The organism is Ohessyouella blattaphilus (genome assembly GCF_024721265.1).
In the GTDB taxonomy this organism is placed as follows: Bacteria; Bacillota; Clostridia; order Lachnospirales; family Lachnospiraceae; genus Aequitasia; species Aequitasia blattaphilus_A.
The window spans coordinates 55,688-69,109 of sequence record NZ_JAMXOC010000007.1 but is presented as its reverse complement, the minus strand read 5'-3'; the positions used below and the strand labels follow the sequence as shown (position 1 = coordinate 69,109).

At 43.8% G+C, this 13,422-nt stretch carries 8 protein-coding genes; all 8 read left to right on the top strand.

Annotated features, from left to right (window positions below):
• Window positions 1-58: 58 nt before the first annotated feature.
• The 8 genes from NHH16_RS06605 to NHH16_RS06570 all read left to right on the top strand — a co-directional run bounded on the left by NHH16_RS06605 (window position 59) and on the right by NHH16_RS06570 (window position 13,410).
• A complete protein-coding gene (locus NHH16_RS06605; RefSeq protein WP_262068797.1) occupies window positions 59-961 on the top strand; it encodes a CPBP family intramembrane glutamic endopeptidase in 903 nt (300 codons plus the stop codon).
• Window positions 962-1,088: 127 nt separating this feature from the next.
• Window positions 1,089-5,600 carry a glutamate synthase large subunit gene (gene gltB / locus NHH16_RS06600; protein WP_262068796.1) on the top strand — a complete coding sequence of 1,504 codons (4,512 nt, stop codon included), beginning with the start codon at window positions 1,089-1,091 and terminating at the stop codon, window positions 5,598-5,600.
• A gap of 14 nt (window positions 5,601-5,614) precedes the next feature.
• The gene (locus NHH16_RS06595) at window positions 5,615-7,114 is read left to right on the top strand and encodes a glutamate synthase subunit beta (protein WP_262068795.1); all 1,500 of its coding nucleotides are present in this window, start codon (window positions 5,615-5,617) and stop codon (window positions 7,112-7,114) included.
• Window positions 7,115-7,316: 202 nt separating this feature from the next.
• Complete coding sequence (locus NHH16_RS06590) at window positions 7,317-8,393, top strand: C40 family peptidase (protein ID WP_262068794.1); 1,077 nt, start codon at window positions 7,317-7,319, stop codon at window positions 8,391-8,393.
• A gap of 181 nt (window positions 8,394-8,574) precedes the next feature.
• Window positions 8,575-9,804, top strand: coding sequence for a C40 family peptidase (locus NHH16_RS06585; protein WP_262068793.1), 1,230 nt, complete (start codon window positions 8,575-8,577; stop codon window positions 9,802-9,804).
• Window positions 9,805-9,950: 146 nt separating this feature from the next.
• The gene (locus NHH16_RS06580; protein WP_262068792.1) at window positions 9,951-10,652 is read left to right on the top strand and encodes an ABC transporter ATP-binding protein; all 702 of its coding nucleotides are present in this window, start codon (window positions 9,951-9,953) and stop codon (window positions 10,650-10,652) included.
• The gene (locus NHH16_RS06575) at window positions 10,645-12,168 is read left to right on the top strand and encodes an efflux RND transporter periplasmic adaptor subunit (protein WP_262068791.1); all 1,524 of its coding nucleotides are present in this window, start codon (window positions 10,645-10,647) and stop codon (window positions 12,166-12,168) included. Before NHH16_RS06580 ends, NHH16_RS06575 begins: the two co-directional genes overlap by 8 nt.
• Window positions 12,169-12,177: 9 nt before the next feature.
• Complete coding sequence (locus tag NHH16_RS06570) at window positions 12,178-13,410, top strand: ABC transporter permease (RefSeq protein WP_262068790.1); 1,233 nt, start codon at window positions 12,178-12,180, stop codon at window positions 13,408-13,410.
• Window positions 13,411-13,422: the final 12 nt, after the last annotated feature.

Genomic DNA, 13,422 nt, shown 5'->3' with positions numbered 1-13,422 from the left:
TATTGCTTATTCCTAGGAAAAGCAGTAAAATGATAAGCAACTTTGAAAGTGAGGAATTATGGAAAATAACAACCAACAACAAATGGAACAAGTAATAAATGCTAGAAAGCGTTTCTTTCGTGTTTGGTCACCGGTTTTGATTCAACAACTGGGGACTTATTTAATCATTATCTTTGTGATGGCAGCGATTACCATGGCATATGTGGTCACTAATCCGAGCCTAATGGGCGAAGGCGTAGGCAGTCAAGAGTGGATGAACGAAATGTATAAGCTAGCGGAGATGATTACCCTAAAGTATCAAGTTTTCGCTAGTGGTATCGCGAGTGCTTTGCTGCTTATCCCTTTTGGCATTATGTTTTACTTAGACCGTAAAAAGGAGCGCGCACTGGGAAGTGCACCGACGAAAAAAGCCGGAATCGCTAAATACGGTTATCTATTTATTACGGCAGTGGCGCTTCATTTTGTCCTTAATAGCTTAATCTTTATCGCTCATGTACTGGAGAAGGATGAATATTACGCCCAGACCCAAGAGATGATTTATGCCGCCCCTTTATGGGCACAGATTCTCTTTTTGGGTATCTGCGGACCCCTTCTTGAGGAACTCGTATATCGCGGGTTGGTGTTTAAGCGGATGCGAGAGAAGCAGAGCTTTATCGGTTCGGCGCTCTTATCAACGGCCATGTTCGCTTTTCTGCATGGGAATGTGGTGCAGATGCTTTATTCTTTCGCCCTAGGAATGTTGTTTTGTTACGTTTATGAGAAATATGGCCGAATCGCAGCCCCGATGGCGGCACACGTTCTGCTAAACCTTGTTTCAATAGTTTTAACCGCCGCTGGTTTTTACGAAGTACTTGTAAAAAATGAAATCGTATTGATGGGCAGTACGGTGATTGTTGCGGGTGTTGGGGCGATGGCCTTTATGGGAATCCGCGGTATCAAAGAGAAACTGACAACAAATTAAAGTTGTCAGTTTTTTTATATAAATACAATAAAAAATCTAATAATCTGACAATTTACGAAAAAAAGTTCTTTACAAGTTAAAAAAACTGTTGTATATTATGAAAAAATGTTGGAAAGGAAGATGGTAGATGGATCAGCAGCGAATAAACTGCGCAAATGGTCTGTATCAGTCTGAATTTGAGCATGACAACTGCGGTATTGGAGCAGTCGTTAATGTAAAAGGTATAAAGAGCCATCAGACAGTTGCAGATGCGCTAACGATTGTAGAAAAATTAGAACATAGAGCCGGCAAAGACGCCGAGGGGATGACCGGAGACGGTGTAGGAATCATGTTACAGATTTCACACAAGTTCTTCAAGAAGGTCACTAATCCCCTCGGTATTTTTTTGGAAAAAGAACGAGATTACGGGGTGGGGATGTTTTTCTTTCCTCAGGATGAATTAAAGCGTAACCAAGCCAAGAAAATCTTTGAAGTGATTGTGGAAAAAGAAGGGATGGAATTCCTTGGATGGCGAGAAACGCCGGTGGTAGCAGAAGTACTTGGACATAAAGCGAAGGCTTGTATGCCTTATATTATGCAAGGCTTTATTAAAAAACCAAAAAACGTGGCTGAGGGTCTGGAATTTGACCGAAAGCTTTATATTGTTAGACGTATTTTTGAGCAGGCAAGCGATGACACCTATGTTCCGTCTTTATCTAGTCGGACGATTGTCTATAAAGGGATGTTCTTAGTAGATCAGTTACGATTATTCTTTAAGGATTTGCATGATTCGGATTACGAATCGGCGATAGCTTTAGTACACTCTCGCTTTAGTACCAATACCAATCCTAGTTGGGAGCGAGCACATCCTAATCGCTTTATTGTTCACAACGGGGAGATCAATACGATTCGCGGAAATGCAGACAAGATGCGAGCCCGGGAAGAAACCATGGAAAGTGATTGCCTAAAGGGAGAGCTTCATAAAGTACTACCAGCTATCAGCATTTCCGGCTCAGATTCGGCAATGCTAGATAATGCTTTGGAATTTATGGTAATGGGCGGAATGGAATTACCTTTAGCGGTGATGATTGCCATACCCGAGCCATGGGCAAATAATAAGAGTATGTCTCCTAAAAGAAGGGATTTTTACCAGTACTTCGCAACGATGATGGAGCCATGGGATGGGCCGGCTTCGATTCTCTTTAGTGATGGTGATTATATGGGGGCGGTTCTTGACCGCAATGGCTTACGTCCTTCTAGGTACTACATCACTGATGACGATACGTTAATCCTTTCCTCAGAGGTAGGAGTTCTTGATATCGATCCAGCTAAGGTGGTGGTTAAAGAGCGCCTGCACCCAGGGAAAATGCTTCTAGTTGACACCATTAATGGACGTATTATTGATGATGATGAGTTAAAAGAATCATATGCCGGGAATGAACCCTATGGAGAATGGTTGGATGCCAACTTAATTGAATTAAAAGACTTAAAGGTTCCGAATCAGAAAGTGCAGCAATACTCGGGAGAAGAGTTGCGCCGATTGCAAAAAGCTTTTGGCTACTCTTACGAGGATGTCCATAGTTCGATTTGCCGTATGGCTGAAAATGGTGTAGAACAAACAGCAGCGATGGGAGTGGATTCGCCTTTGCCTGTTTTATCCAGCTATCATCATAATGTATCGGCCTATTTCAAACAACTTTTTGCCCAGGTTACCAATCCGCCGATTGATTGCATCCGTGAGGAAATTGTTACTTCAACCACAGTGTATATAGGAAAGGACGGCAATCTTCTACAGGAAAAAGAAGAAAATTGCCGCATGCTGAAAGTTAACAACCCGATTTTGACTGAGACGGACTTGTTGAAAATTAAAGCTATGAAAGAAAAAGGCTTTAAAGTTGCAGAAGTGTCCACCATATACTATAAGAATTCCAGTTTAGAAAAAGCGATGGACGCTTTGTTTTTAGAGGTTGATAGGCATATTCATGAGGGTGCTAATATTATCGTGCTCTCGGATAGAGGCGTGGACGAATATCATGTACCAATCCCTTCACTACTGGCTGTTTCAGGTTTGCAGCAGCACCTAGTTAGGACAAAGAAACGTACGGCAGTGGCGATCATTATTGAAACGGGAGAGCCTTGTTGTGTGCATCACTTTGCCACGCTTTTAGGGTATGGCGCCTGTGCGATTAATCCTTACCTGGCTCATGAGAGTATTCGCCAGTTGATTACTAGCAATATGCTCCAGAAGGATTTTTATGCGGCGGTGGATGATTACAATCTGGCGATTATCCACGGAATCGTTAAGGTTGCTTCAAAAATGGGAATTTCTACCATTCAGTCGTATCAGGGAGCCAAGATATTTGAGGCTGTCGGTCTAAAAGAAGAATTTATTAGCAAGTATTTTACAGATACAGTTAGTCGTATTGGTGGTATTGGCATAGAAGAAATTGCCAAGGATTATTTAGCCAGTCACCAAAAAGCCTTTGATCCCTTAGGACTAGAAGTGGATTTGACACTTGATAGCATTGGCCAGCATAAAACAAAAAGTGGCGGTGAAAAGCATCTGTATAATCCCCAAACAATTCATCTTTTGCAGGAGGCGACAAAACGAGGTGATTATCAGCTGTTTAAGGCCTATACGGAATTGGTGGAAAAGGAAAGCGAAAAAATCACACTACGAGGACAACTAGACTTTGTTTATCCCGAAAAAGGCGTCCCCCTTGAGGAGGTAGAGGCTGCCAGTGAAATTGTGAAGCGTTTTAAAACGGGAGCGATGAGTTACGGCTCGATTTCTAGAGAGGCTCATGAGACCCTAGCAATTGCTATGAACCGCCTTCATGGAAAGTCAAATAGTGGAGAAGGTGGAGAGGAGATTGACCGGCTAGATAATGAGAGGTGCTCGGCTATTAAGCAGGTGGCGTCGGGGCGTTTTGGCGTCACCAGTAGATATCTTGTCAGCGCCAAGGAAATTCAGATCAAGATGGCCCAAGGGGCTAAGCCCGGGGAAGGTGGCCATTTACCAGGCGGCAAGGTATATCCTTGGATTGCGAAGACGCGTCACTCGACTCCAGGAGTCAGTCTGATTTCCCCGCCGCCTCACCACGATATCTATTCTATTGAAGACCTAGCCCAATTAATCTACGATTGTAAGAATGCAAATAAGGATGCCAGGATTTCGGTTAAGTTGGTGTCAGAGGCTGGCGTGGGAACCATTGCCGCCGGAGTTGCTAAGGCGGGAGCTGGATTGATTTTGATTTCAGGTTACGATGGCGGTACAGGAGCGGCTCCTAAAAGCTCCATTCACAATGCCGGCTTACCTTGGGAACTGGGTCTTGCGGAAACCCATCAGACTTTAATTCATAATGGTCTTAGAGACCGGGTGCGGGTAGAGACGGACGGAAAATTAATGAGTGGACGAGATGTGGCGATTGCGGCCATTTTGGGAGCCGAGGAGTTTGGCTTTGCGACAGCACCGCTGGTATCGATTGGCTGTGTAATGATGCGAGTCTGTAATCTGGATACCTGTCCGGTAGGTGTAGCCACTCAGAATCCGAAGCTTAGGGCACGCTTTAATGGGAAACCCGAGTATGTGGAGAATTTCATGATGTTTATCGCTGAAAACTTGCGAGAGTATATGGCAAAACTGGGCGTTCGCTCGCTTGATGAATTAGTAGGCAGAGATGATCTTTTGAAGGCGAAAACGACAAAATTGGATCTGACGAGGATTATCGGTCAACCGTATAGTGAGAAGCAGTCAACCATTTATGATCCTACCAAAAAATATGATTTCAAACTGGAGAACACGCTTGATGAAAAGGTCCTCATTAAGGAGTTGCTTCCATATATAGAGAAAAAGGTGAATCGCAGCATTGAAGTAGATGTTACGAATATTGACCGCACGGTAGGGACGCTTCTGGGGTCGGAAATTACTAGACGTTATCCGGAGGGGCTTAAAGAGGATAGTTATATTGTGAAGTGCTGCGGTGCTGGCGGCCAGTCGTTTGGCGCCTTTATACCAAAGGGATTAACTCTTGAGTTAACTGGGGACAGCAATGATTATTTTGGTAAGGGTTTATCTGGCGGAAAACTAGTGGTTTCACCACCTAGGAGTGTTAAGTTCAAGGCAGAAGACAATATTATTATCGGCAATGTTGCTCTTTACGGTGCCACTAGCGGCAAGGCTTATATTAATGGGATGGCAGGTGAACGCTTTGCTGTTCGTAACTCGGGAGCCCAGGCGGTGGTAGAAGGTGTCGGCGATCATGGATGTGAGTACATGACAGGTGGCGTCGTCGTGGTAATCGGTGAAACAGGTAAGAACTTTGCCGCAGGAATGAGTGGCGGTATTGCGTACGTCTTAGACGTAGACAATAAGCTATATCTTAATTTGAATAAAGAGATGGTAAACGTGGAGAAAGTTACGTCGAAGTATGACGTGAATAAGATTAAGGAAATGCTAAAAGAGCATGTGGCATCGACCAACTCGCCTCGCGGAAAAGAAATTTTAAGTGATTTCCAAAGTTTTTTACCAAAGTTTAAGAAGATAATTCCAGCTGACTACGAGGTGATGCTAGGAAAAATCATGCAGCTTGAAGAACAGGGTTTGAACCGTGAACAAGCACAAATAGAGGCGTTTAATCAAGTGCGAGGAGAAAAATAGGAGGTAGTTAAGCAATGGGAAAACCGACAGGATTTTTAGAATATGCCAGAAAGGATAAGCGAGCTGCAACTCCTAAGGAGCGAATTAAGCACTTTCGTGAATTCTATTCTCCGCTTGAGAAAGAGGAACAGGAAGAACAAGGAGCGCGGTGTATGGCTTGTGGCGTACCTTTTTGCCAGTCGGGGCAAATGATGATGGGTATGGTCAGTGGCTGTCCTCTACACAATCTAGTTCCTGAATGGAATGACCTTTTATATAGAGGCAATTGGGAAGAAGCCTACATGCGACTTAAGAAAACGAATTGCTTTCCTGAGTTTACCGCAAGAGTGTGCCCGGCGCCCTGTGAGGCGGCGTGTACCTGTAGTCTTAACGGCGATGGAGTATCGATTAAGGGCGATGAATATGCTATTATCGAAAATGCATATCAGGAAGGGTATGCCAAGGCGCGTAATATTCGTGTGCGTACGGGCAAAAAAGTTGCCATAGTTGGTTCAGGACCAGCAGGGTTAGCAGCGGCAGATATGCTTAATTTGAGAGGGCATCAGGTGACTGTCTTCGAAAGAGAAGATAAGGTCGGTGGCTTGCTGCGCTACGGGATTCCTAATATGAAACTGGAAAAGAAGGTTATCGACCGGAAAGTTAAGATTATGGAAGAAGAGGGAGTCACCTTTATGACAGGAGTCGATGTGGGCAAAGACAAACGCGCCAATACGATTTTGAAAGAATATGACCGGGTAATCTTAGCTTGTGGTGCGACAAATCCTCGGGATATACAAGTAGAAGGCAGAAAAAGTCAAGGTATCTACTTTGCCGTGGATTTCCTTAAGTCGACGACAAAAGCCTTGCTAGAGGATGGTGCTACGCTTCAAAAAGGAAGTTTTGTCTCGGCTAAAGACAAGCACGTTCTCGTAATTGGTGGCGGTGATACAGGCAATGACTGTGTGGGAACTAGCATTCGCCACGGAGCAAAATCTGTACTGCAATTAGAAATGATGCCAGAGCCGCCAAAAGATCGTCGTGAAGATAACGCTTGGCCTGAATGGCCAAGGGTACTAAAGACAGATTATGGACAAGAAGAGGCGATTGCTGTCTTCGACAAAGATCCTCGAAGGTATCAGACTACGGTTAAGCGTTTTATTAAGGATGACAAAAATCAGGTCAAGGAAGCAGTGCTAATAAAGCTAAAGGCAGAAATCGAACCAAAATCGGGAAGAATGATGATGAGCGAAGTAAAGGGGAGTGAGTATACGGTACCGGCAGATTTGGTTCTTATTGCCGCCGGTTTTCTTGGTAGTGAAGACTATATTACGAAGGCATTTAAAGTGGCTACCGATGAAAGAACAAACGTTAAGACGGCACCAGGTACATACAGGACCGAGAATCAACAGCTTTTCGCTGCTGGAGACATGCGCCGCGGACAGTCTTTAGTTGTTTGGGCTATTCGTGAGGGGCAGGAGGTAGCAAGAGAAGTGGATGAGAGCTTGATGGGGTATACGAATCTGGTAATTCAGTAAGTAGAGAGTTCAGCCATGCAGCTCGACTTCGCTAAAAGGCATATAGGTTCGCATGGCTGAACTGTAACCAAATGTTACAAAAGTGTTAAATTGGGGTTGCATCTTGCCTTTTAATGGATTATAATGAGTTTGTTTAGTGAATGTTTTTAAAAAAAACAAGAACAAAAAGGGGAAAACAAAATCTATGAATAGGTGGTTTAGAATGAAAAAGATGGTTCGTGTATTAACTGTTACTGTTTTAGCCAGTGCCTTAGTGGTATCACCGGTACTTGCTGATCCGTCAGTTGAAGAGTTAGAGCAACAGAAAGCGGAGAAACAGGCAGCGGTTGATTCTTTGCAGGGAACCTTGCAAGCAACCCTTGGAAAGATTGATGATTTGAGTGCGCAGCTTGTAGAGACTGGGGAGAAGGTTATTCAAGCAGAAGCGGATTTGGAAGAAGCTAAAGCCAAGGAAGAAAAGCAAAACGAAGACATGGCGAAGCGTATCAAGTATATGTATGAAAACGGCAATGAAAGCGTTGTTCAGCAAATATTAGAAGCGCAAAGCATTACCGATATGATTAATAGCGTGGAGCTATATAATCAGTTATATACGGTAGATAGAGCAGAGCTTAATAATTACATCAAGACAAAAGAGGATGTAACTGAAAAGAAAGCCTCTTTAGAGACAGAAATGGCTAGCCTTGAAGCGACACAAGTTCAGTTTGAACAAGAAAAGGCGAACTTAGAAGTAAGTCTTGCGTCAGCTGAAAGCGAAGTGAGTAGTGTAGATGCGGCTTTACAAGAAGCAGTAGAAGCTAGAAGAGCTGCTGAAGAAGCAGCACGTATCGCGGCAGAGCAAGAAGCACAAAACCAAAACCCAGGTGGTAATACCGGTGGAAATACTGGTGGCAACACGGGTGGAAATACCGGTGGTAATACCGGAGGCGATTACCAAGGCCAAGGAAATACAGCTGCGGCACAGACAATTGTAGCAACGGCTTATACTCAACTAGGTGTGCCTTACGTATGGGGTGGAACCACGCCGTTTGTGGGACTTGACTGTTCGGGTCTTACACAGTACTGTCACCGAATGGCTGGTATTAGCATTGGTCGTGTGGATACAGCTCAAAGAGACGGTGGACAATGGGTAAGCGATCCGCAACCAGGAGATATTGCTTGGTCACCAGGTCACGTAGCGATTTATATCGGTGGTGGTCAGATGATTGAGGCGCCGCTTCCGGGACAAGTAGTATGTATCAGTGCAGTACGGGCAAGTATTTACGTTCGCTACTGGTAAAATGGAAAAATGACGATGGGAGATGCGAAAGCATCTCCTATTTTTGTCTTTGAAAGCTTTACAAGGTGGAAGAACAATCTAAAAACTTTATAAAATGCTTGAAATTATCTGACAAATGTTGTACGCTGAATTTATCACGTGGGGAGTAACGTGATAAATAATTAATGAGGTGGGTGTGAATATGAAAGCAAGATTGATTCGGGCACTCATTGCGTCTATAGTGATGAGTGTTTTTTTAATTGGACCAGTGGTAAAAGCGACTCCTACAGATTCAGAAAACCTTAGTGTCAAGCGAGAGGAAGCAGCGGCACAGAGCGAGGAGATATCTAAGCAGCTCTTTGATTTAATGTTTTCTTATGAGGTATTAAACCAGGATTTAGAAAATGCTAAGGGGCGAGCACGGGAAGCAGAAGCTCAGCATACGCTAGCCATAGAAAAGGAAAGCGAACAGTATGATAGCATGATGTCGCGGATTAAGTACCAGTACGAAGAGGGCGACTACGGTTTTTTAGAAGTATGGCTTGGTGCTAAGGATATGAGCGACTTTCTCAATAAAGCTGATATGTTTGGGCAAATGTATGCGCAAGATAAAGAGATGTTAGAAAATCTCAAGAAAGCGAGAGAAGAGGTGGCAATAGCCCAGGAAAACTTAGCCTCGGAGTTATCAATGCTAGAATATACTCTTGATAAAATGGACGCTGAAGAGCAAACGCTACAGTCACAGCTGACCCAGCTACAGTCTCAGGTGGATAATTTTGATGCCCTTTTAGCGGTCGCTCAGCAGGAAGCGACTAAGAAGGTGGCGGAGCTAGTAGAGACAACGAATAAAACGCCAGTTTTTAGCAATGATAATCAAGTGGCTCAGGCGCCACCGACAAATAGTGGTTCAGGTAACCAAGTAAGTACGACCCCGACCCCAACCCCAACACCAACGCCAACACCAACACCAACGCCAACACCAACGCCAACACCAACGCCAACACCGACCCCGACGCCGACGCCGACGCCAACGCCAACGCCGGAGCAACCAACCACAAATCCTGGTGGGAATACGGCGATGGGACAACTGATCGCTTCTACAGCGCTACAGTATGAAGGGGGTCCTTATGTCTATGGCGGGAATAGTCTAACGAACGGTATTGATTGCTCAGGATTCGTCTACCAGATTCACCGTTTACTGGGGATATCTACAACAAGGCATACCTCCACCTTGTTGACTGGTGGCAAGGCTGTGTCCTACGCTCAGATGCAACCAGGAGATGTTATTTGTTATCACAACCATGTAGCAATCTATATTGGGAATAATACGGTGATTCACGCCTCCCATCCAGAGCCATATCCAAAGGGAGGGATTCGGCGAACTTCTCCAGTTAACTATAATACGGTATTAGGAGTAAGAAGATATTGGTAACGTTTTTTTCTCCTTTGTATACAGGCGGACATAAAGGCTTTAGACAGATGCTCTTATGTCCGTTTTATGTTGCATTTTTTTCTTGCATATAGAAGCAGAAGAGTATATAATTGTATTGTTTAAATAATACAGATTAGAGGGTTGGTATGGCAGAGTTAATTAACATTCAAAATATGTACAAAATTTATAACCCTGGTGAAGATGAGGTGCGCGCCCTTGATGGTGTTAGCCTTAAGATCGATGAGGGAGAGTTTGTAGCGATTATCGGTCATTCTGGATCAGGGAAGTCAACATTGATGAACATGATTGGTTGTCTTGATGTGCCGACCAAGGGCGCTTATTTTCTTCACGGAAAAGATGTGGCTAAGATGAAGGACGACGATTTAGCGGCAGTTCGCAATCAGGAGATAGGGTTTATTTTTCAAGGCTTTAATCTGATTGCCAATCTAGATGCGGTGGCGAATGTGGAATTACCACTGATTTACCGGGGATTAGGAAGAGCTCCAAGACGTCGGATTGCCAAACAGTCGCTTAAGATTGTGGGCCTTGAGAAAAGAGCTAAGCATAAGCCATCTGAGATGTCAGGTGGACAACAGCAGCGTGTGGCTATTGCGAGAGCAATTGCGGCAAAACCGCCAGTTATTTTAGCTGATGAACCGACTGGAAATCTTGATAGTAAGACGACAGAAGAGATAATGGAGATTTTGACCGAGTTACATAGTGCTGGCCGGACGGTTATTATTATTACCCACGACGATGAAATTGCGGAACGTGTTAACCGGGTGATACGCCTTAAGGATGGGAAGATTATAGAAGACTATATTAATGGAGGGAAGATAGATGGTTAAAAAGGATGAGTTATCGCAACTAGATATTATGGAAGAGGAACAAGGAACGTCGGGGAAAGGAAAAAAGAAACTACCCAAATGGTTAATCTTTCCTATTCTCGGTGTAGTATTATTGTTTTTAGTCCTGTTAAGCTTCTTAGGCGGGAATTCGCAAAAGGATAGCGGCAGTGCGGTAGAAGTTGTTACTGTTAAAAGTGGCGAGGTCAAGGAGACATTTGATACTTCAGGAACGGTTGTTAGCGATAAGCAGAAAGTTTTCTATTCACCGGTGAATGCTCCTATAAGTGATTCTAAATTAGAGGTAGGCAAAACTGTGAAAAAGGGCGATTTGCTCGTTTCTTTTGACGTAAAGGATTTGGAAAAAGCTAATCAAGAGTCACAGCTTCAGGGACTACAAACGACCTATAGCAATCAATCGACTCTAGAGCAGGCAGCAAAATCAGCAAATGAAGTGGCAAAGCAGAATGCAGAAGTCGAACAACAAAAGCAAAGTCTGAGAAACAAGATTGCAGACTTGCGGAATCAGATTAATAATGCAAACAATGCGATAGAATCAAGCCAACCAAATAGAGATAAATTGAACGAACTGAAAAAAAAGTTACAGGACAATTTAAAGCAAATTGAAACTTTAAAGGTGACGGAAAAGCATGGAGCTGAGCCAGATGCGACCGAGGCAGCTAATGAGATTGCCAGATTGACTAATGAGAATATGGATTTACAAAATAGCATCACATTACTTGAAGCTCAAATTCCCTCGGGTGACGGTAGTGCTGCTCTGTATTCAGAGCTGAGTGCAGCTGAGCAATCCTTAGCCGATCTTGAGGCAAAGGCACCGGCTGAGGTGAATGGTTTAACTGGTGGTGAGCTAGGCGGGATGCAGGTTTCTGAGAATTTAGCTGAATTAGCCTCTCTTTCTACAGAGGAGCTATTACAAAAAGGCCGAGAAGGTATTAAGGCTGAGTTTGATGGCGTGATTGCCAAGGTGGATATTGAAGGTACGAATATGGCAACCCAAGGTAGCCCACTGTTTACACTAGTTGATAACCAATCGGTAGGTGTTGAGCTAGAAGTGTCGGCTAATGATTTTGATAAGCTGGTAATCGGTAATAAGGCAGTAGTTACCGTTGGCAAACATCAGTATGAAGGTGAAGTGGTTAAAGTCAATAAGATTGCCACGACAAATGAAAAAGGCGTATCTTCAATTGGCGCAAAGCTTAAGATTAAGAATCCTGATGGGGAATTATTCATTGGTGTTACTGCAAAAGTATCCGTGACTGTTGATGATGTGAAAAGCGCTCTTTATATTCCTAGTGAAGTGGTAAATGAAAGTAAAAGCGGTAGTTATGTGTACATTATCGAAGAAGGGACGATTAAAAAACAGACTGTCGAAACAGGTATTAATTCTGGATCGCGAATTGAGATTAAAAAGGGCTTAGCAGAAGGTGATTCGGTAGTATACGATACCACCGATGTCAAGGAAGGCATGTCAGCCACAGCCGTAGAAAAGGATCAGTAGGGAGGCAGTATGGGACAGATAGTCGAATATATCAAGATGGCTCTTTATAGTATTTTGTCCAATAAAGGGCGCTCCTTCTTAACCATGCTAGGTATTATTATTGGCATTTCCTCGGTTATCACAGTAGTTTCTATCGGTAGTGGAGTGAAGTCCGAGGTGATGGCTACCACCGAAGAAAAAAGCGTGTCGGTATCAGTGGATACGGAAGTGTTAACTAATCCGATGATTATGACAGATGATGATATCTTAGCTGTAAAAAGCGGTTTAGGTAAACGAACGACTGGAGTGGTGGCAACGTCTCAGGGGATGGGGACCACTACGACGAATAAAGGAAGTTTTGACGCGTATCTTACGTTTGCCACGCCGGATGCTCAGTACGATCCTAACATGGAGGAAATGTATAGCGGCACCTATTTTACCGAAGACGATATGGCAAATGCCAGTCCGGTGGCAGTTATCGACCGGGAAAGTGCACTTTACGTTTTTGGTAATACCGATGTATTAGGAATGGATTTAGACATTACTATGGAAAATCGTATTGTCACCGTTCGGATTATTGGTATTCGCGATGTTACCGATGAGGTTATCGCTGCCAATAAGGAAGTGAACCAAATGTTTGGCATGGAAATGCCGATTTCTCTAGAAATGCCCTATACGGGCACAGAGCTTTGGGGAGAACCGGTGAATAACTACTCTACCCTTAGTATCTACTTAGCAGAAGGTGAGAACGCTAATGGTGTGGCAAAAGCAGCGATGCAAATATTAGCAGCTAGACACGTTAGCGATGGAGATGATATCTTTAAGAAGGATCAGGGGCTTGATTTAACGAGCTATATGGGGACAATGTTAGATACGGTAACAGCGTTTATCGCCTTTGTTGCCGGGATATCTCTGTTAGTTGGGGGTATCGGAGTCATGAATATTATGTTAGTATCAGTTACGGAGCGTACTAGGGAAATCGGAATCCGTAAGTCTTTAGGAGCGACGACCCGCTCTATTGTCGCTCAGTTTCTCTTTGAATCGGCGATTATTTCGGGAATTGGTGGGATAATCGGTATCCTATCAGGGGCCGGGATCGCCAAGCTGATTTCCGTCTTAAATATCGGTGGGCTTTCATCTAAGCTTTCACCAGGAGCGATTATTATCGCAACCGCCTTTTCATGTGGCGTAGGTATTATTTTCGGCATTTATCCGGCTAGAAAAGCAGCAAAGCTTAGCCCGATAGAAGCGTTAAGACAATAATATAATAAAAAG